Annotated in this window: 18 protein-coding genes; 11 read left to right on the forward strand and 7 right to left on the reverse strand. The window is 60.6% G+C overall.

Features of this window, described 5'->3' with window-relative positions; genetic code table 11:
• The first annotated feature begins 24 nt into the window (after positions 1 to 24).
• The 4 genes from sthA to IHQ71_RS00560 all read left to right on the forward strand — a co-directional run bounded on the left by sthA (position 25) and on the right by IHQ71_RS00560 (position 4,187).
• The gene (gene sthA, locus IHQ71_RS00545; protein WP_258159934.1) at positions 25 to 1,470 is read left to right on the forward strand and encodes a Si-specific NAD(P)(+) transhydrogenase; all 1,446 of its coding nucleotides are present in this window, start codon (positions 25 to 27) and stop codon (positions 1,468 to 1,470) included.
• 250 nt (positions 1,471 to 1,720) lie between these two features.
• Positions 1,721 to 2,071, forward strand: a complete 351-nt coding sequence (locus IHQ71_RS00550; protein WP_258159935.1) for a DUF805 domain-containing protein — start codon at positions 1,721 to 1,723, stop codon at positions 2,069 to 2,071.
• 256 nt (positions 2,072 to 2,327) lie between these two features.
• The gene (locus IHQ71_RS00555) at positions 2,328 to 3,257 is read left to right on the forward strand and encodes a LysR substrate-binding domain-containing protein (RefSeq protein WP_258159936.1); all 930 of its coding nucleotides are present in this window, start codon (positions 2,328 to 2,330) and stop codon (positions 3,255 to 3,257) included.
• Between the two features lie 93 nt (positions 3,258 to 3,350).
• Positions 3,351 to 4,187, forward strand: coding sequence for a transglutaminase family protein (locus IHQ71_RS00560; RefSeq protein ID WP_258159937.1), 837 nt, complete (start codon positions 3,351 to 3,353; stop codon positions 4,185 to 4,187).
• A gap of 11 nt (positions 4,188 to 4,198) precedes the next feature.
• Here IHQ71_RS00560 and IHQ71_RS00565 read toward each other — a convergent pair whose 3' ends face one another.
• A complete protein-coding gene (locus IHQ71_RS00565; RefSeq protein WP_258159938.1) occupies positions 4,199 to 5,563 on the reverse strand; it encodes a Xaa-Pro aminopeptidase in 1,365 nt (454 codons plus the stop codon).
• A gap of 123 nt (positions 5,564 to 5,686) precedes the next feature.
• Here IHQ71_RS00565 and IHQ71_RS00570 point away from each other — a divergent pair, with 123 nt between their 5' ends.
• A complete protein-coding gene (locus tag IHQ71_RS00570) occupies positions 5,687 to 6,385 on the forward strand; it encodes an orotate phosphoribosyltransferase (RefSeq protein ID WP_258159939.1) in 699 nt (232 codons plus the stop codon).
• A 9-nt stretch (positions 6,386 to 6,394) separates the two neighbouring features.
• Here IHQ71_RS00570 and otsA read toward each other — a convergent pair whose 3' ends face one another.
• Entirely contained in the window at positions 6,395 to 7,804 is a 1,410-nt protein-coding gene (gene otsA / locus IHQ71_RS00575) for an alpha,alpha-trehalose-phosphate synthase (UDP-forming) (RefSeq protein WP_258159940.1), read from the reverse strand.
• A 256-nt stretch (positions 7,805 to 8,060) separates the two neighbouring features.
• On the opposite strand from otsA, the gene apaG reads away from it, so the two are divergent.
• Positions 8,061 to 8,453: a Co2+/Mg2+ efflux protein ApaG gene (apaG, locus tag IHQ71_RS00580; protein WP_258159941.1), complete on the forward strand. Its 393-nt coding sequence runs from the start codon at positions 8,061 to 8,063 to the stop codon at positions 8,451 to 8,453.
• On the opposite strand, the gene IHQ71_RS00585 is transcribed toward apaG, so the two are convergent.
• The 3 genes from IHQ71_RS00585 to IHQ71_RS00595 all read right to left on the reverse strand — a co-directional run bounded on the left by IHQ71_RS00585 (position 8,450) and on the right by IHQ71_RS00595 (position 11,709).
• On the reverse strand, positions 8,450 to 9,439 hold the full coding sequence (locus IHQ71_RS00585) for an Hsp33 family molecular chaperone (protein ID WP_258162991.1): 990 nt from the start codon (positions 9,437 to 9,439) through the stop codon (positions 8,450 to 8,452). The genes apaG and IHQ71_RS00585 overlap by 4 nt on opposite strands.
• 107 nt (positions 9,440 to 9,546) lie before the next feature.
• A complete protein-coding gene (gene argF, locus IHQ71_RS00590) occupies positions 9,547 to 10,464 on the reverse strand; it encodes an ornithine carbamoyltransferase (RefSeq protein WP_258159942.1) in 918 nt (305 codons plus the stop codon).
• A gap of 63 nt (positions 10,465 to 10,527) precedes the next feature.
• The gene (locus tag IHQ71_RS00595; protein ID WP_258159943.1) at positions 10,528 to 11,709 is read right to left on the reverse strand and encodes an aspartate aminotransferase family protein; all 1,182 of its coding nucleotides are present in this window, start codon (positions 11,707 to 11,709) and stop codon (positions 10,528 to 10,530) included.
• A 437-nt stretch (positions 11,710 to 12,146) separates the two neighbouring features.
• Here IHQ71_RS00595 and IHQ71_RS00600 point away from each other — a divergent pair, with 437 nt between their 5' ends.
• Positions 12,147 to 12,671, forward strand: coding sequence for a GcrA family cell cycle regulator (locus IHQ71_RS00600; protein ID WP_258162992.1), 525 nt, complete (start codon positions 12,147 to 12,149; stop codon positions 12,669 to 12,671).
• Positions 12,672 to 12,746: 75 nt separating this feature from the next.
• Here IHQ71_RS00600 and IHQ71_RS00605 read toward each other — a convergent pair whose 3' ends face one another.
• A complete protein-coding gene (locus IHQ71_RS00605; protein ID WP_258159944.1) occupies positions 12,747 to 13,547 on the reverse strand; it encodes an endonuclease/exonuclease/phosphatase family protein in 801 nt (266 codons plus the stop codon).
• 35 nt (positions 13,548 to 13,582) lie between these two features.
• On the reverse strand, positions 13,583 to 14,464 hold the full coding sequence (gene ppk2 / locus IHQ71_RS00610; protein WP_258159945.1) for a polyphosphate kinase 2: 882 nt from the start codon (positions 14,462 to 14,464) through the stop codon (positions 13,583 to 13,585).
• Between the two features lie 138 nt (positions 14,465 to 14,602).
• Here ppk2 and phoR point away from each other — a divergent pair, with 138 nt between their 5' ends.
• The 4 genes from phoR to pstA all read left to right on the forward strand — a co-directional run bounded on the left by phoR (position 14,603) and on the right by pstA (position 19,937).
• The gene (gene phoR / locus IHQ71_RS00615) at positions 14,603 to 15,823 is read left to right on the forward strand and encodes a phosphate regulon sensor histidine kinase PhoR (protein WP_258159946.1); all 1,221 of its coding nucleotides are present in this window, start codon (positions 14,603 to 14,605) and stop codon (positions 15,821 to 15,823) included.
• 194 nt (positions 15,824 to 16,017) lie between these two features.
• The gene (locus IHQ71_RS00620) at positions 16,018 to 17,052 is read left to right on the forward strand and encodes a PstS family phosphate ABC transporter substrate-binding protein (RefSeq protein WP_258159947.1); all 1,035 of its coding nucleotides are present in this window, start codon (positions 16,018 to 16,020) and stop codon (positions 17,050 to 17,052) included.
• A 93-nt stretch (positions 17,053 to 17,145) separates the two neighbouring features.
• Complete coding sequence (gene pstC, locus IHQ71_RS00625) at positions 17,146 to 18,624, forward strand: phosphate ABC transporter permease subunit PstC (RefSeq protein WP_258159948.1); 1,479 nt, start codon at positions 17,146 to 17,148, stop codon at positions 18,622 to 18,624.
• Positions 18,621 to 19,937 carry a phosphate ABC transporter permease PstA gene (gene pstA, locus IHQ71_RS00630; RefSeq protein ID WP_258159949.1) on the forward strand — a complete coding sequence of 439 codons (1,317 nt, stop codon included), beginning with the start codon at positions 18,621 to 18,623 and terminating at the stop codon, positions 19,935 to 19,937. Before pstC ends, pstA begins: the two co-directional genes overlap by 4 nt.
• Position 19,938: the final 1 nt, after the last annotated feature.

Below are 19,938 nucleotides of genomic sequence, written 5' to 3' on the forward strand. Positions count from 1 at the left end.
GTCTCCAGGACGGCGGACATTTCCATGATCCAGTATGATTTCATCGTGATCGGCAGCGGACCGGCAGGGCGCCGCGCCGCCATCCAGGCAGCAAAGCTCGGCAGCAAGGTCCTGGTGGTGGAAAAGGGCACCCGCGTCGGCGGTGTCTCGGTCCATACCGGCACCATTCCATCGAAGACCTTGCGCGAGACGGCGCTCAACCTGACGGGTTGGCGCGAGCGCGGCTTCTATGGCCGCGCCTACCGCGTCAAAGCGGAGATCAGCTCGGAAGACCTGAGGCGGCGGCTGCTGATCACGCTCGATCATGAAGTCGAGGTTCTCGAACACCAGTTCTCCCGCAACCGGGTCAATCACATCAGGGGCCTTGCCCACTTCGTCGACAAGAACACGCTCGAGATCGAAAAGTCGGACGGCGAGATGATGCAGGTGCGGGGAACGGCGATCCTGCTTTCGATCGGCACCAAGCCGTTCCGGCCCCCCAACATTCCCTTCGATCACGACAAGATCATCGATAGCGACGAACTGCTGGAGATCAAGGACATTCCGCGTTCGATGATCGTCGTCGGCGCCGGGGTCATCGGCATCGAATATGCGACGATCTACAGCGCTCTCGACACGGCGGTGACGGTGGTCGAGCCGCGCACCACAATGCTCGATTTCATCGACCGCGAGATCGTCGACGACTTCACCTACCAACTCCGCGACCGCAACGTGAAACTGCTCTTCGGCCAATCCGCCGACAAGATCGAGCGCGAACCCAATGGCCGCTGCAAGGTGACGCTGTCGAATGGCCGTACCGTGACCGCCGAGATGGTTCTCTACGCCGCGGGCCGCATGGGTGCGACGGCCGCGCTGAAACTCGAAAACGCCGGGCTGACGGCCGATGCGCGCGGCCGCATCAAGGTCAATCCGCTGACCTTCCAGACCGACGTGCCGAATATCTATGCTGCGGGCGATGTCGTCGGCTTTCCGAGCCTTGCATCGACCGCCATGGAACAGGGGCGCATCGCTGCCCGCCATGCCATCGGCGTGCCGACACAGGAGCCGCCGCAATTCTTCCCATACGGCATCTATGCCGTGCCGGAGATTTCGACCTGCGGCCTGACCGAGGAAGAAGTGAAGGACCGCCATATCGCCTATGAATGCGGCATCGCGCGCTTCCGGGAGACGTCGCGCGGCCATATCATGGGCCTCGACAACGGCATGCTGAAGATGATCTTCTCGATGAAGACACGACGGCTGCTCGGCGTCCACATCGTCGGCGAGGGCGCGACCGAACTGATCCATATCGGCCAGGCGGTGCTTAACTTGAAGGGCACGGTGGATTACTTCGTCGAGAATACGTTCAACTACCCGACGCTCGCCGAGGCCTACAAGATCGCCGGCCTCGATGCCTGGAACCGCATGGGCGAGGTTGAGGTGGAGCCGGACGCCGACGATCAGGAGACGCAGCAGCAGGCGGCGCAGTAAGTATCGCTGCCGGCACACTGTCTTTTGCATTGATGGCCCATCGCAAGACGGCTCAACCGGCCGATCTATTCCACGGTGGACGACAGTGGAAACCATGTGACAACTACTTGAAGTATCGCTAATATTTCTCCTCAGGGGGTTTCTTTGCGATCGGGTGAATAAAGCAAAGCTGCGCCCCGTAATGCCGTCAGCGGTTCGGTTCTCGCGGGACGCGGGTTCGGCCGGGCGTCTTGTTCTCAAGGGGGATTCAATGGATTTTGCAACAGCTGTCAAAACTGTTCTCGTGCAGAAATACGCCAACTTCTCCGGTCGCGCGATGCGCTCGGAATATTGGTGGTATACGCTTTTTGCCGTCGTCGTGAGCGTCGTGCTCTATCTCATCGATACGATGTTGGGTACCCAGTTGCTGCAGCCGATCTTCGGCCTGGCAACGCTGCTTCCAGGTATCGGCGTCTGTGTCCGTCGCCTTCATGATCTCGACAAATCCGGCTGGTGGGTGCTCATCGCATTCATTCCGCTAATTGGGGCACTCGTTCTGCTCTATTGGTTCTGCCAGCCCGGGACTCCCGGCGACAACCAGTTCGGCCCGCCCACCGTCTGACCATCCATCTTCAACGATGCGAGCCGGGTTCAGCCTCATGGGCTGGACCCGATTCTTTATTCGCTTTCATCTCAGATACTTCTCCGTGGGCGGACCGGTCCATGCGGCTGGCCGGTGACGATCGCGATGACATCCATGAGGGTCTCGATAACCTTCGCAATCATTGTTTTGCTCCTTTCCATGACCTCATTCTCTCAAGCTTGCCGCGATCGCTCAAACGAGTATATTGGCCTCGTCACATGACTTGAGGTTATGAATGAAGCGCGGCCGCCTCCCTTTGACGGCATTGAGAAGCTTCGAGGTCGCGGGAAGGCTCCTGAGCTTCACGCGCGCTGCAGAGGAGCTGTTCGTATCCCAGGCCGCGATCAGCCGGCAGATCCGCGAACTGGAGGCGTCGATCGGCCGGCCGCTGTTCGAGCGCCGGCATCGCGCCGTGGTACTGACAGATGACGGCGCGGCACTGCTGGCAACGCTGACCGAGGCTTTCGACAGGATCGACGATAGGCTTTCCGGTCTGATGGCAATGCCGGCTTCCCGGAGCGTCACCATCAGCGTTGAGCCGACCTTCGCCGTGCTCTGGTTGGCCCCTAATCTCGCCGATTTCCTGTCCTCCAACCCTGACATCGATGTGACAATCGAGTCCGATGTGCGGCTGGTAGAGTTCCGGTCCAATGAAGCCGTGCTGGCCATCCGGCACGGCAGCTCCGTCAGTGCATGGCCTCGCACCGAAGCGCGCCACCTGGCCGACGTGGAAATGGTGCCTGTCATAGCGCCGTCCCTGCTTGCGACGGGAACGCCGCTCACCCAGCCCGCCGATATCCAGCAATTCGAGCTGCTGCACGAGGAGAACCGCCGGGTGTGGGCCGATTGGTTCCGGCATGCAGGCGCGCCAGAGGACAGTTGTGATCGCGGCCCGGTCTTCGCTGACGGTGGCCTCGTGATACAGGCGGCGCTGCGAGGGCACGGTGTCGGATTGTGCGACCGGATATTCGCCGACGAAGAGATCGCGGCAGGGCGACTCATTCGGCCTTTCGACATCGGCCTGCCCTTCGGGGCTTTTTACCTCGTGGCCCGGAATTTCAAGGCTTTGTCCGCGCCGGCTGCTGCGCTCGCGGGCTGGCTTTTACGCCGCTTTCAGGAACCAGCGCCAACGAAAACAATCCTTGCCGCAGTGCAACAACAATGAAACAATAATGTGACAGCGGGCGTTGCTCCGCTCAATAGCGTCAGCTGACTGGCCACCGGCCCGTCCCCTGCGTACACATGCAAGGAATGGACTATGCTGATCCGCTTTGGCTACGACATCACCATTGCCTGCCCGCAACCGACGCCCCTCGTATGTCTTCTGAATTCGCACGCCGACCGGGCCGGCGATATCCGCGCCGTCGAGCAGGTGGTCACCCAGCCGTCGGTGCCGAACAGCAGCTACACCGATCTCTTCGGCAATATCTGCCGCCGCTTCGTGGCGCCTGCCGGCGATTTTTCGATCTGGGGTGATGGCACGATCGAGGACAGCGGCCTGCATGATCCGATCTTTGCCGATGCGCAGGAGATCGCGGTGGCCGACCTGCCCAGCGAATGCCTCGTCTTCCTGATGGGCAGCCGCTATTGCGAGACCGACAAGCTGAGCCAGATTGCCTGGGATCTGTTCGGTAATATCCCGCCGGGTTGGGGCCGCGTGCAGGCGATCTGCGATTTTGCCAACAAGCGCATCAAGTTCGGCTACATGGATGCGCGCAGCACCCGCACGGCCTATGAGGCCTATGAAGAGCAGATCGGCGTCTGCCGCGACTATGCGCATCTGGCGATCACGCTGCTTCGCTGCATGAACATCCCGGCGCGCTATGTGAATGGCTATCTCGGCGATATCGGCGTGCCGATCCTCGATCCGCAGGATTTCTCGGCCTGGATCGAGGTCTATATCGGCGGGCGCTGGATGACGTTCGATCCGCGCAACAACATTCCGCGCATCGGGCGCATCGTCGTCGCCCGCGGCCGGGATGCGGCCGACGTGCCCTTGATCAATTCCTTCGGCCCGCACGAACTCAAGATGTTCCGCGTCTGGACCTATGATGTGACCGGCCTGCCGCTACCCCTGCCGCCCATCAGTCACTGAGTCTGGGCAGGTTACGCCAGCGAAAGCAGCTTGTCGGACGCCAGCCAGAACGGCGGCAGCGCCAGCGGCGCATGCGACATCGGCAGCAGGCAGGGTTTCAGTTCGACGCCGATCTCTTGTCTGATGAAGGCGCGCCGGGCTTCGATGCGGACATGAACAGCGGGATAGAGCGACTTAAGCTGCTGGCGCAGTGCGTCGTCGGCAAATGTCACGCTGTCCTCGTGGTTCAGCGTCCAGTTATCCTTCATCGGCACTGGAATGATATCGACCTGGAACGGCATGCCGGAACGCAGCTTCTCAGTCGAGTCCGGTCGCACAGGCGTATGTACCCATTCGTCATGGCCGACCAGATGGCCTGGATTGAGCGCCTGGTCGATGCCGCCGGCGTTCAGCGCTTCGGTAACGCGCGCGAACATTTCGCCGCCGGTCACTCCGATATCGGCGACGTCATACCAGGCGATCAGGCCCTTGAAATAGGCCTTGGCCAGATCGAGGAACGCATCGTTATGATCGGTGAATAGACCTGCCCGACAGGAGAGTCCGCCCCAATAGCCGACAGCGGTGGTCACGCCATCGTCCTTCCTGAGCGTCCGTCCATTGGGACTGCGCAGGCCGATCACCGGCGCAGCCGGCGAGGCAGATGCGAACATGACATGGCAACTCAGCGGCTCGCCGGCATAGTCCATGCGGCTTGCGGCAAGGAACTCGTTGTCACCTTCCCTAGCGCCCTGCACGATGCGCCAGACGGCTGCGGAAGCGCGCGCGGCCGCCCATTCCATCGCCGCGATCTCATGCACGTCGACGACGGCGCGCAGGCCATTTTCGGGATGCATGAGGATGGAAGTCGCATCGGTTACCGCCTTGGGGTCGCCAGCTACGGCGCGTAGCGTATCGACGACGAAGGCCGGAACCTGGAAAGTCGGCAGCGGCCCGCGCCACTCCTCCGGTCCAAGATATTTCCAGCCGACGAGACCGATCGTATCGCCCTTGCCGAGCCCGATCTCGCCGAGCATGTCTTCGAGATTTGGCTTGTCGGCGCGGGTCTGGCCCATCAGGCTCAATGTCTGGCAGAGCACGACCTCGATGCCGGCCAGGCCGGCCAAGGGTGCGTAGCTCTGACTCTCGTTGCCGGTCACCAGCACGCGGCGTCCACCCTTGCCGAGGATCAGAAGCGCCTCCTCGAAGCGCGGCTCGAAACCGGTGAGGAAGGCCATGTTGGCGAGATGCTCGCGATCGGCATAGACAACCAGCCAGTCCTTGCCCGCTTGGGCATAGGCAGTGTCCGCCCGGCTCGCATAGATGTCCGCCGGGATCTCCGGCCTGAAATGCGGCACCTCGAAATCGGGCAGTAGGATTGGACGAAGCGTGATGGTCATGAATTCTCCCCCGGATTGTCGCCGAACAATAGCAAGGAAGACCAAAAGGTCCACCGTCCGCCCTTTCCTCATCCTGTCCTTCTTGCTAAGCGCTGTGAAACGCACCGATCCCGGAGTCCGCCGATGTTTTCCAACGCATTCACCGACAAGGCCACCATGGCCCACCTGATGGCCAAGATGCTCTGGGAGATCAAGGCGGTGCATTTTCGGCCCGAGGAACCCTACAAGCTGGCATCCGGCATGATGAGCCCGGTCTACATTGATTGCCGCAAGCTGATTTCCTATCCGCGCATTCGCTCGGCGGTGATGGATTTCGCCGCCGCGACCGTGATGTCGGAGGCAGGCTTCGAACAATTCGATTGCGTGGCGGGCGGCGAGACCGCGGGCATTCCTTTCGCCGCGTTCCTGGCCGAGCGCCTGTCGCTGCCGATGATCTATGTCCGCAAGGCGCCGAAGGGCCATGGCCGCAATGCTCAGATCGAGGGTGAGATGAAGGAAGGCGCCCGCGTCCTCGTGATAGAGGACCTGACCACGGCCGGCGGTTCGATGTTCACCTTCATCGATGCGATCCGAAGGGCCGGCGGTATTGTCGATCATGGGATGGCGCTGTTCTACTACGGCATATTCAAGGAGGCCGAGGCACGTTTCACCAATGGCGGCGTGACACTGCATCATATCGCGACCTGGCGGCAGGTGCTGGAAGTCGCGCGTCAGCAGGCGCTGTTCGACAACGACAAGCTGGCCTCGGTGCAGAAATTTCTCGACGATCCGCTCGCATGGTCGGCCGCGCATGGCGGCGTATCGGCGCTGCCGGTCAGTTGACGGTTTCGGCTAACTAGCCCGCGCCCGTGGTATCTCGCTCGGTTTGGTCTTTCCGAGTTCGCCCAGGAAGCTGTCGCACCAGTGGAACACGTCGTTGGTGCGCAGCACGGAAATCATGCTCCGCCAGCGTTGTTGCCGCTCCAGCAGCGGCATGACGAGTGCGCGCGCGATCGAATCCGCCGTCCCCTCGACATCATAGGGGTTCACCAGCACGGCGTCCTTGAGTTCCTGCGCGGCACCGGCGAAACGCGAGAGTAGCAATACACCCGGATCCTCCTCGCTCTGGGCCGCGACGAATTCCTTGGCGACCAGGTTCATGCCATCGCGCAATGGCGTGACGAGCGCCATCCTCGCCATGCGGTAGAGCCCGGCCAGCGCCGGGCGGCGCAATGATCGATTGACATAGCGGATCGGCACCCAGTCGACGGTGCCCAGCGCGCCATTCACCCGTCCGGCCTGCTCCGCCACTGCGCGCTGCATCGCCTCATATTCGGGCACCTCGGAGCGTGATTTCGGCGTGATTTGCAGAAGCGTCACCTTCCGTTGGCTTTCCGTGTGCTTGATGAGAAATTTCTCGAACGCGTCGATGCGCTGGGTCAGTCCCTTGGAATAGTCCAGCCGGTCGACGCCGATAATAAGCTCCTTGCCGTCAAGGCTCTGGAGCATCCGCTTGGCAAGCGTGGTGCCGGCAGCGCGTTCGGCAAGCGTCGTGAAGGCATCGGTCTCGATGCCGATCGGATAGGACTCCGCGACGAGATCCCGCCCACCAATGCGGAATTCCGTATCGCTCAGCCGCTCGCCGATTTCTAGCCGAGCGATGCAATCCGCAAAGTTCTCGCGATCATGGACAGTCTGGAAACCCACCACATCATAGGTGCCGAGATTGCGCAGAAGCGACTCGTGGACGGGCATGGTGAAGAGCACGTCGGGCGCGGGCCATGGAATGTGGAGGAAGAACCCGATCCGGTTGGTGACGCCCAACTGCCTGAGTTCGGATGCCAGCGGGATCAGATGATAGTCGTGGATCCAGATCAGGTCGTCGGGCTCGATCAGCGGCAGCAGACGGCTGGCGAAGAAGCGGTTGACCCGGAAATAACCCGCCATTTCCCGCCGGCCATATTCGGCGAGATCGAGCCTGTAATGGCAGATCGGCCATAGTACGCGGTTGGCGAAGCCCTGATAATATTCCTCGAGATCAAGGTCGGTGAGATCGGTGAGCGCATATTCGATATTGCCCACCTTCAGCGACTGGAGAGGACCCACATCCTCCGACCCGGTGGATTTTCCCGACCAGCCCAACCAGATTCCGCCGCGCGCCTCGAGGGCGGATTGAAGTGCGACCGCAAGGCCGCCGGCGGGCGCCATTCCATTCTGGTCGGGGAGGGGAACGCGATTGGAAACGACGATCAGGCGACCCATTGCTCAGTTTGCTCGGTACATGTACATGCACCCTAAAGTCCTTGGCCCCGCGTATGGTTCCGGCCAAGGCAGAAGAAAAGCAGGCAGCAGTCATCGCTCCGACAACAGGCGGCCACTCAGATCGCCCTCGGAAAGCCAGAATGTAACGCTTTAGTCTCCGGCAAGGTTCATCTGCGATATTCTTGACCTAACTAGGCCCGCAAGGCTAGAACTCCCGGCAGATGCGGCTTCGGAAAGGACATCGGGTACCAGCAGTATGTATCACGCGACAACGCGCGAAATCGAAGTCAGTGTCGAGCCCTATTATCTTGCCGAACAATCCGACCCGGCAGACAGCCGCTATGTCTGGGGGTACAGGATCGTCATTGCCAATAATTCGGATCAGCAGGTCAGGCTGATCAATCGCTATTGGAACATCACCGATGAGAACGGCCAGGTCGATGAGGTGACTGGACCCGGCGTCGTCGGCGAGCAGCCGGTGCTCAATCCCGGCGATACCTACGAATATAATTCCGGATGTCCGCTGGACACGCCATCAGGCGTGATGTTCGGCCACTACCAGATGGAAGCCGAAACCGGGGAGACCTTCGACGTCGCCATCCCGGCCTTTTCGCTGGACACACCAGGCATCCAGCGAACGCTCAATTAGTTGGGCCTGAGAAACTCCGAAGGATCGAACTTGTAGATGGTGGAGCAGAATTCGCATTCCGCGCGGATCTCTCCGTCCTCGATCGTCGATGTGATCTCTTCCGCCGAAAAGCCGGATAGCACGCCATGCAGTTTGTCGCGCGAGCATGAGCAGCGGTCATGCACCGGCTGCGCATCATAGACGCGCACACCGCGCTCGTGGAATAGCCGATAGAGCAGCCGCTCGACGCCGAGATCGGGATCGGTCAGTTCTTCCGGCCCGACCGTGGAGGTCAGCATCTGCGCTTCCGCCCAGGTATCGTCTTCCTCGAATTCCTGGCCGTTATCGCCATCACCGCCATGCAGGTCGCGCTGGCGCATGCGCTCGGGCGCTTGCGGCAGGAACTGCACGACCATGCCGCCGGCACGCCAGCTATGACGCGGCTTGCCGTCCGGATCGCGATCGAAGAGCTCGGCCGAAGCGAGCTTCACCCGGGTCGGAATCTGTTCGGACTGGCGGAAATAGGCCGCAGCCGCTTCTTCAAGCGTCTCGCCGTCAAGCGCGACGATGCCCTGGTAGCGCTGGCTATCCTCGCCCTGATCGATCGTGAATGCGAGTATGCCCTTGCCAAGCAGCTCATGCGGTTCGATCTTGCCGGCAGCCTGTGCTGCGGCCAGTGCCTGTTCGTCGAAACGGGCATAGCCGCGCACGCCGTCGGGCGCGGTGAAATCGGCAACAAGGAAATTGACCGGCCCATCGCTCTGGGTCTGGACGATCAGCTTGCCCTGAAATTTCAGCGAGGTGCCGAGCAATACCGTCAGCGCGATCGCCTCGGACAACAGCCGAGCTACCGGCGGCGGATAGGCATGGCGGGACAGAATCTTGTCCGTCAGGGGTCCAAGTGTAACGGCGCGACCGCGCACATCGAGCCCTTCCACCTGGAAGGGAACGACGCGATCGTCACCAGCGAACCCGGTCTTACCGGGATTGAGTTCGATTTCGGCCATCATTGTCTCGGAGATCATTGACGCAGCACCATAATCGGCTGCTTTTCGTTGGCCTTCAAGTAGTCAATTGGACAACGAATTCAAGTCCGATGTTTTTTGCTCGGCGGTCAGATCGCGCCCAGGCACCATGCCAGCACGGATTTCTGCGCATGAAGGCGGTTCTCGGCCTCGTCGAAGACGACCGACTGCGGCCCGTCGATCACCTCGTCGGTGACCTCCTCGCCGCGATGCGCCGGCAGGCAATGCATGAACAGCGCATCGTCCTTCGCGTGCTTCATCAGCGCGCCATTGACTTGATAGGGCTGGAACACATTGTGACCGCGCGCCCGATGCTCCTGGTTCATCGAAACCCAGGTGTCGGTGACCACGCAATCGACGCCGTTCACGGCCTTTTCGGCATCATGGGTCAGCATGATGTTGCCGCCATTGTTGCGCGCCCAGTTGAGATACTTGTCGTCGGGCTCGCTGCCGAGCGGCACGGCCATGTTCATCCGGTAGCCGAAGCGCGCGGAGCCTTCGATCAGCGAATGCAGCACATTGTTGCCGTCGCCGGTCCAGGCGACCGTCTTGCCGGATATTGGCCCGCGATGCTCCTCGAACGTCATGATATCGGCCATGATCTGGCAGGGATGGGTCGCGTCGGTCAGGCCGTTGATGACGGGGACAGTCGCATGCTCGGCCAGTTCCAGCAGGCGGGAATGATCGGTGGTGCGGATCATGATCGCATCGACATAACGCGACAGAACCTTGGCTGTATCACCGATCGTCTCGGCACGGCCGAGCTGCATCTCGGTGCCCGAGAGGAACAGCGTCTCGCCGCCAAGCTGGCGCATGCCGACGTCGAAGGAAACCCGGGTGCGGGTCGAGGGCTTCTCGAAGATCATTGCCAGCATCTTGCCGGCGAGCGGCTTGTCGGGATTGCCTGACTTGAGGGCTGCCTTGCGGCTCTTGGCGTCATCCATGATGACCCGGAGGTCGGCTGCGGAAACTGCGGAGAGATCGAGAAAATGCTTAGCGGACGCCATACGCGTGATCCTTGCCTGTCTTATCTTGAAATGTTTAGTCGAATTTCAGGGTGAGACAAAGCATCATCGGTGTGCGAGCTTTTCGGCAGCCTTTTCCAGTCGGGCGAGGCCCTCGCGGGCATCTTCCGCTGTCGTCACAAGAGGTGGCAATAGGCGAATGACATTGTCGCCCGCCATCACGGCCAGCAGTTTCTCGCCGCGGATTGCCTGCAACAGGTCGGCGGCCGGAACCTTTGCCTTGATGCCGATCATCAGGCCTTCGCCACGGATTTCCTCGATCACGCCGGGGAAACGATCGTTGAGCGAAGCGAGGCCCTGACGGAAAACCAGCGCCACATCGTTGACATGCTGCAGAAAACCCTCGGCTAGAACGACATCGAGCACGGCATTGCCCACCGCCATCGCCAGCGGATTGCCGCCATAGGTCGAGCCATGCGTGCCGGTGACCATGCCGGAGGCTGCCTCTGCGGTTGCGAGGCACGCACCCATCGGAAAACCGCCGCCGATGCCCTTGGCCACGGCCATGATGTCGGGCGTAATCCCGGCCCTCTCATAGGCGAAGAGCTTGCCGGTACGGCCGACGCCGCACTGTACCTCATCGAGGATCAGCAACAGGTCGTGCTCGTCGCAAAGTGCGCGGATCGCCTTGAGGAATTCCGGCGAAAAGCTCCGTAGGCCGCCTTCACCCTGAACCGGCTCGAGCAATATACCGGCTGTCGCCTCGGTGATCGCCGCTTTCACGGCATCGAGATCCCCAAACGGCACTTGGTCGAAGCCGGGGGCCTTGGGGCCGAAGCCGTCGATATATTTCTGTTGGCCACCTGCCGCGATCGTCGCGATGGTCCGGCCGTGGAAGGCGCCTTCGAAGGTGATGATGTGGAATTTTTCCGGATGACCCTTGGAATAGTGATAGCGGCGCGCGGTCTTGATCGCGCATTCCAGCGCCTCGGCGCCCGAATTGGTGAAGAACACCTTGTCGGCGAATGTATTCTCGATCAGCCGCCGGCCCAGTTTCTCCTGCCCGGGGGATTCATAGAGATTGGATGTGTGCCAGAGCTTCTCGGCCTGGTCCTTCAGCGCCGCGACGAGATGCGGATGCGCGTGCCCGAGCGAATTGACCGCGACACCTGCCGCGAAATCGAGATAGCGGTCGCCGGTTTCGGTGATCAGCCACACGCCTTCACCTCGCTCGAAGCGCATCGGGGCGCGAGCATAGGTGTCGTAAAGTGTAGCGGCATCCGCCATCGCGGTTCTCCTGGTCTATCCTGTCGTGGATGGTTGCTCCATGCCGATGCCCGGCTGCGCCCGGCTCGGCAAAAGCAAAAAGCCGCCCTTTCAGGCGGCAGCGGCACTATTATCATTTGATCTTCCGCCGTCAACAAAAACCCGCAATTCCGCGCCACTTGACCCACTGCTCGAATGGGAGCGTTCCCGTGACAGGTGGTCCGCCGTGCATCAAAATGACGGTTGACAAATCAATCTTGGGGATAAGTCAAAAATTGATTCCCGCAGATTCCCGGCACTCTTGTCATGGAGTCCGGGCACCATTAGTTTAGGGGTGAATTAGCTAGACTGCATGCGGCGGAACTAGTCACCAGAAAACTCAGGGGCCCTTGCCCCCCAGGCTTGTCTTGGGGTGCGGTGAAGGATTCCGTAGGAAGGATGACATTATGGATAATGGCGTGAACTGGACCGACGAACGTGTTGAGAGGCTGAAGAAGCTCTGGGCCGAGGGCTTGAGCGCCAGCCAGATCGCTGCCCAGCTCGGCGGCGTCAGCCGCAACGCGGTGATCGGCAAGGTCCACCGGCTGAGCCTGCCCGGTCGCGCCAAGGCTGGCGGGGCAACCTCCGCCCGATCCCAGAAACGTTCGACGGTTTCGACCCAGGTGCGGCCTCAGTCCTTCGCACCACGCACGATTACCCGCACGGTGACCCGCCAGGCGGGTTCAACGATGCTCAAGGAAGACATTGAGGTCGAAGCGCTTGAGGAGATGCAAATCTCGACCAGCAACAATGTGGTCGTGCCGATTTTCAAGCGCCTGCCGCTGGTTCGCCTCACCGAACGCACATGCAAATGGCCGCTCGGCGATCCGCTCAAGGACGACTTCTGCTTCTGCGGCAATGACTCGCCCGATAACACGCCCTATTGCACCTATCACCAGAAGCTCGCCTACCAGCCTTCGGCGGAGCGCCGCCGGGTTCGCTGAGTTGAGCAAATGACGGTTTTTTCGGAGGCGACTGGTTCGCCTCCGTTTTTATTTGTGCCTCACCCAACGACTGACCTAGATTTCCAGCAGAAGCGGGCAATGATCCGACACTTCGGGGTCTGATACGACATCGAAGTCGATGACCGTGACGGCATCGTTCACCAGCATATAGTCGGCAAAGCGGCCCGGCTTGGTGTAATGCGAGGTGCGTGTCCCGGCAAAGCCGCGCGAGGTGACCAGATCGGTCAAGCCGATCTCGCGCAGGATGCCGAACGTCTCGCTCTCCGGCTCAACATTGAAATCGCCGCAGACGACGAGGCGATCGCCCGGCTCCGAAATTCTCGTTGCCAGTTCGGTAAGTCTGCGCGCCTGCGCCAAGCGCTCCGCCGTATCCATTTTGCCGTTAAGATCGCGCAGTCCATGCGTATGGACGATGGATACCGGCCAGTTCCTCTCGTAATCGAAAAGCCTGACAGCATGCGCATTTCGCGAGCGCGGATGTTCTCCATAATCGCTGGGCGAAAAACCCTTGTGAACGAATGACTGGATCTGTCCGATAATCGGGAATGAGTTCCGGACAAATGTCGCCAGCCCCCATTGCGAGGGTACTGTTTTGTCGCCGTCCCAGAGAACGCCCTGCGCGGCCGGGCAAAAGGTCGCCGTGTGGCCCGGCAGCGCTCTTGCGACGTCGAGGTAGAAATTCGCCCGTTGCGGCAACACGTGGTCGCCATCCCGATAGTCCAGCCAGTCCTTGGTGGCGAGCGGCGTATGGACCACCTCCTGCAAGCAAAGAATGTCGGGAGAAGCGGCGCTGACATAGTCGATCAATTGATCGTGCAGCTTTCCGCCCCAGCCGTTCAGGCACATGATACGCACGGTCGAGGCTTCCTGATTTTAACGGCGCGCCAGCTTCATTTGAGGAATTTTTCGCTCCGGCAAACGATCTTGCCATCGACCTTGCCGATTACGTCCGTGTCCTTGCCTTCGTAATCTATGGCATTGAGGATGTGCTTGATGAGTTCCAGCCGCCCGCGACGCTTGTCGTTGTTGCGGACCACGGTCCACGGCGCTTCCTCGGTGTCGGTCTCCCTCAGCATGCGATCACGCTTTTCCGTGTAGTCGTCCCACTTGTTGAGCGCGGCGATATCCATCGGCGACAGCTTCCAGGTTTTCAGCGGATCGTGGCGGCGGTCATGGAAGCGCTTGAGTTGCATCTCGCGCCCGATATTGAGGTAGAACTTGAAGAAATGAATGCCGTCATGGACGATCATCTTCTCGAAGCGCGGCACGACCTTGAGGAAGGCCTCATATTGCTCCGGCGTGCAGAAACCCATGACCGGCTCGACGCCGGCCCGGTTGTACCAGGAGCGGTCGAACAGCACGAATTCGCCCGATGTCGGGAAAGTCGAGACATAGCGCTGGAAGTACCACTGGCCGCGTTCGGTTTCCGTCGGCTTGGTCAGGGCCACGATGCGGGCCGAACGGGGGTTCATGTTCATCTTGACGGCATTGATCGATCCGCCCTTGCCGGCGGCGTCCCGGCCTTCGAAGATCGCCATCACCCGGGCGCCACTCTTCTGCTGCCAGATCTGCAGCTTGACGAGTTCGACCTGCAACTGCTCGAGTTCCTCTTCGTAATCATCGTCGTCAAGCTTCTTGTCATATGGATAGCCGCCGGACTTCAGATCCTTGTCGTCAATCCAACTGGGCAGTTTAGGATTTTCGATGTCGAACAGGCGCTTCTCACCGCCGATTTCGATCTCCACCGGCTTGGTCTCAACCTCTTCCACCATGGTTCACTCCCGGATTGCAGATGATTTCACCGGCTGAGACTTGCCCATATTTATCTTGTGAATTCAAGCGGTCCATGGAAGACCTGTCACATCAGGTGGATAGCTAGGGACGGCTAATCGCGTGAGGGTGACTCGTCAATGCAGGTAGTCTGGACAATTGTGAGCTGGTTGATGCGGCGCAAGGCTTACATCCTTTGCGGCGCATTGGGCATGCTCATTGTCTATGGCGCGACCCGCAATGGCTGGGCGGCGATCGGCGCAATCCTGATCGCGATCCTGCCGGCATTCTTCACCCGTGACCCGGTACCTGCGCCTCTCGCACAGGACGACGTGACGGCAGAGATCGCCAGCGATCCGCTGTTCGAAGTGCGGGCTGCCTTTGCTGGCTTCGACAGCCCGGTTTTTCTGCTCGATCGCGGCGGATACGTGCTGTACCAGAACCCATCGGCCGCGCATGCCTTCGGTGAGTTCCGCGATGGGCAGCATGTTTCCGCGCGCATACGCCTGCCTGCCGTACTCGATACGATCCGCGAGACGCTCGATACGGGCAAGACGGGAACGATCGAATATTCCGCCATGCTTCCGTCGGAGAGCGTCTATCTGGTGCGCGTCATCAAGGCGCAGGGAGAGGCCGACTATTATGTCCTTATCTTCCGCGACATTTCGGAAACCCGCCGCATCGACCGCATGCGCTCGGATTTCGTGGCAAACGCCTCGCATGAACTGCGCACGCCGCTCGCCTCGCTGCGCGGGTTTATCGAGACATTGTTGGGTCCGGCGCGCAACGATCATAAAGCGCAGGAGAAATTCCTCGGCATCATGCAGGAGCAGGTAACGCGAATGAGCCGTCTGGTCGACGACCTCATGTCGCTGTCGCGCCTGGAACTCAAGGCCCGCCTGGCACCCCAGGATGCGGTCGACCTCGTACCGCTGATCGGCTCGGTCTGCGATGCGCTGGCGCCGCTGGCGAGCGATGTCGGTGTCGAGATCGTCAAGACGCTGCCCGCGCAGGCGGTCATGGTCATCGGCGACCGGGACGAACTCACGCAGGTTTTCGAGAACCTGATCGAGAACGCCTGCAAGTACGGACAGGATGGCAAGAAGGTCGATGTGACGATATCAGCGGAGCCGGATCAGCCGGTCGAAGTGAGCGTGCGTGACTATGGTCCGGGCATCCCCGATGAGCACGTGCCGCGCCTCACCGAGCGCTTCTATCGGGTCAATGTCGAGAGCAGCCGATCCAAGAAAGGAACGGGTTTGGGCCTTGCCATTGTCAAGCATATTCTCACACGCCATCGCGCCCGGCTGATTATCCGCTCGGAAGTCGGGCAGGGCAGCACGTTTACAGTGCGTTTCTGACGCAAAAAGCTGCGTCACAGCCACGATTTATATTTTACATAATAAAATCAATGACATATATTGTCATAAATCTTTCGTCGAAATGACATAAAAGCATGGGTGTCCAGGGTCTAATGAGAACCGGGCCGCATAAAACCACAGGCCAGGGCGCCGCTGCCGGCGCCGCCAAATCCAGCCCGAACGGGAGAAATCAGATGAAACTCGTAAAGACCACCATGGCAGCGCTTGTCGCTTCCGTCGCCTTCGCAGGCGCTTCCTTTGCCGCCGACCAGATCCACATTGCCGGTTCCTCGACCGTGCTTCCCTATGCCAAGATCGTCGCCGAGCAGTTCGCCGAAACCTATTCGGATTTCAAGGCTCCGGTCGTTGAATCCGGCGGCTCCGGCGCCGGCCTCAAGGAATTCTGCAAGGGCGCTGGCCCCGAGACCATCGACATCGCGAATTCTTCGCGCCCGATCAAGGACTCGGAACTCGAAACCTGCAAGGCCAATGGCGTGACCGACGTCACCGAAGTCAAGATCGGCTATGACGGCATCGTCTTCGCTCTCGACAAGTCCGCTCCGGATTTCGCTTTCGAGCCGGCCGATATCTACACGGCGCTCGCTGCCGAAATCGTTGTCGACGGCAAGGTCGTCGCCAACCCGAACACCAACTGGAAGCAGGTCAACGCCAAGCTCGCCGACCTCGACATCCAGGCCTTCATCCCGGGCGAAAAGCACGGCACCCGTGAAGTGTTCGAAGAAAAGCTCCTGATCGCCGGCTGCAAGGCCACCGGCGCGCTCGAAGCCATGGAAAAGGCCGGCATCGACAAGAAGGAAGCCGAAGGCAAGTGCAAGGCAGTCCGCAAGGACGGCAAGGCTGTTGACATCGACGGCGACTATTCCGAAACCCTCGCCCGCATCGATGCGGACAAGAAGGCAGTCGGCGTATTCGGTCTCTCCTTCTATGAAAACAACGCCGACAAGCTGAAGGTCGCCACCGTTGGCGGCGTCCTGCCGAGCGTCGAAACCGTCGCCAAGGGCGAATATCCGGTTTCCCGTCCGCTCTTCTTCTACGTCAAGAAGGCTCATCTCGAGTCGGTTCCTGGCCTGAAGGAATATGTGGAATTCTTCACCGCCGACACCATGATCGGCCCGGACTCTCCGCTCGCCGAATACGGCCTGATCCCGGCTCCGGATGCCGAGCGCGAAGAAATCCGCGCTGCCGTGTCCAGCTGGAAGAACATGTAATGGCAAGAACGCCGGCGGGTGAAAACCCGCCGGCTTTTTCATATTCGCATTTTCAAGGGCATGAGGCCCAAAACGTCCAGTTAGGGTATTGAGATGGGTAGCGCCTCGGTTTTCCTGATAATTCTGGTCATCGGCGTGGTCGCGTACTATCTGACGCGTTCAAAGTCGGTGTCCGTGGTCAACGGAGATGTGCGCAAGCTGCACTCCCGTCCTTCCTATTTCGGTGCGCATGCCGCCATCTGGGCGATCCTGCCAGCTGCTCTCTTTCTCATCGTTGCGGCCAATGTCGGCTCGAACTTCGTCGAGCGCTCGGTAAGGGCGTCGCTGCCCGCGGAGCACCTTGCAAAGCCGCAGAACGAGCAGGACATCATTTACGGCATGGTCAAGTCGATCGCGACCGGCTTCGACCTGCTGACATCCGAAGAGCGCGCCGCGGTTGATGGTGATATCACCAGGTTCAAGTCGGTGCTGGGCTCGAAGGGCCTGCCGCTGGCCCAGGATCCGCAGCCTTTCATGATCGATGCTGCCAAGCGCCTGATGAGCGAAACGTCAACATCCCTTTGGATCATTGCTATTGCCTCGATCCTGATCGCATTGGGCGGCGGCTATTTCTCTTATACGCGTGTCTCGGAAACTTTCCGCGCCCGCAACAATGTCGAGCGCTTCATGCTCTGGGCGCTGATCCTGTCGTCCACCATCGCGATCCTCACGACATTCGGTATCGTCGGCTCGCTGATCTCGGAAACCTTCCGTTTCTTCGGTCAGGTTTCTCCGGTCAACTTCTTCTTCGGTACCGTGTGGGATCCGCGCTTCTCGACCAGCGGCAGCACTGCAGGCCAGTTCGGCCTCATTCCTCTGCTGCTCGGCACGATGTACATCGCGCTGGTCGCCATGTTGATCGCAGTGCCGATCGGCCTGTTCGCCGCCATCTACATGGCCGAGTACGCCTCGCGCCAGGTCCGTTCCATCGTCAAGCCGCTGCTCGAAATCCTGGCCGGTATCCCCACCATCGTCTACGGCTTCTTCGCGCTGATCACGATCGGACCGTTCTTCCGCGATTTTTCGACCGGGCTCTGGGGCGCACTGACCGGCAACTACACCAACTTCATCGAAGCGCAGAGCGTGCTGACGGCCGGCTTCGTGATGAGCATCCGTCTCATTCCGTTCGTGTCGTCGCTGTCGGATGACATCATCACCGCGGTGCCGCGGGCAATGCGCGACGGTTCGCTCGGCCTCGGCGCCACCCGGTCCGAAACCATGAAGCGGGTCATCCTGCCCGCTGCGCTCCCGGGCATCATGGGTGCTCTTCTTCTCACCGGCTCGCGTGCCATCGGCGAAACAATGATCGTGGTTCTCGCGGCCGGTGTCGCGGCGAACCTGCAATTCTCGCCTTTCGAGCCGATGACGACCATCACCGTCAAGATCGTCAACCAGCTGACCGGCGACCTTGAATTCAATTCCCCGCAGACGCTTGTGGCGTTCGCGCTCGGCATCACGCTCTTCGTGCTGACGCTGATCATGAATGTCTACGCGCTCTACATCGTCCGTAAATACCGGGAGCAGTACGAATGACCGACGCTGTATTCAACCCGGCCGGCACTTCGGCCGCCGCTGCCCCCCGCGATATCGGCATCAAGAGCCGCCGCGCCGCCGAGAAGCGCTTCCGCATCTATGGCGCCGCTGCGATCATCATTGGCCTGGCTTTCCTGGTCCTGCTGCTCGTCTCGATCGTCTCGAAGGGCTACACGGCCTTCTTCCAGACCATGATCACCGTGCCGGTCGAGTTCTCCGAGAAGGTCATCGATCCCACGAACAAGCGTGCAACCGATCCGAAGGTGCTGATTACCGCCAACTATCCGAACCTCGCGCGTGACGCGGTTGCCAAGATCGCCGGCATCGATCCGAAGAATCGCCCCGAGATCGCCAAGCTCAAGGGCTTCGTCTCCGATGGCGTCCGCGCGCAGCTTCGCGACATGGTGCTCGCCAACCCGGATATCATCGGCAAGACAGTGCCGGTCACGTTCCTGGCCTCCGCCAATATCGACTCGGCATACAAGGGCCAGATCGACCTGACCTCAGCCGAAGCCAACCGCAAGGTGTCGGACGCCCAGGTCGGGATCATGAACAAGCTCTCGGAGGCCGGTGTTCTTCGCGAACACTTCAATCCGGCCTTCTTCACGGCTGGCGCATCCAGCCGTCCTGAAGCCGCCGGTCTCGGCGTCGCTATCCTCGGCTCGATCTATACGATGCTGATCGTGCTGGCGCTGGCTCTGCCGATCGGCGTCTGTGCCTCGATCTATCTCGAGGAATTCGCGCCTAAGAACCGCTGGACCGACCTCATCGAGGTTAACATCAACAATCTCGCCGCGGTGCCATCGATCGTATATGGTCTGCTGGGCCTGTCGATCTTCATCAACTTCGTCGGCATGCCGCGCTCGGCATCGATCGTCGGCGGCTTCGTGCTGGCACTGATGACGTTGCCGACCATCATCATCGCGACCCGCGCGGCACTGAAGGCAGTTCCGCCGTCGATCCGCGCGGCCGCGCTCGGCCTCGGTGCTTCCAAGATGCAGACCGTGTCGCATCATGTGCTGCCGCTCGCCATGCCGGGCATTCTGACCGGCACCATCATCGGTCTCGCCAATGCACTTGGCGAAACCGCACCGCTGCTGCTGATCGGCATGGTCGCCTTCGTGGTGGATTATCCGACCACGCCGTTCGAGCCCGCGACGGCTCTGCCGGTGCAGATCTACATGTGGGCGAACGAGGCCGAGCGCGCCTTTGTCGAACGCACGTCGGGCGCGATCATCGTGCTGCTCATCTTCCTCATCATTATGAACCTCGCCGCGATCCTGTTGCGCCGGCGCTTCGAACGCCGCTGGTAAG

The organism is Rhizobium sp. TH2 (genome assembly GCF_024707525.1).
In the GTDB taxonomy this organism is placed as follows: Bacteria; Pseudomonadota; Alphaproteobacteria; order Rhizobiales; family Rhizobiaceae; genus Rhizobium_E.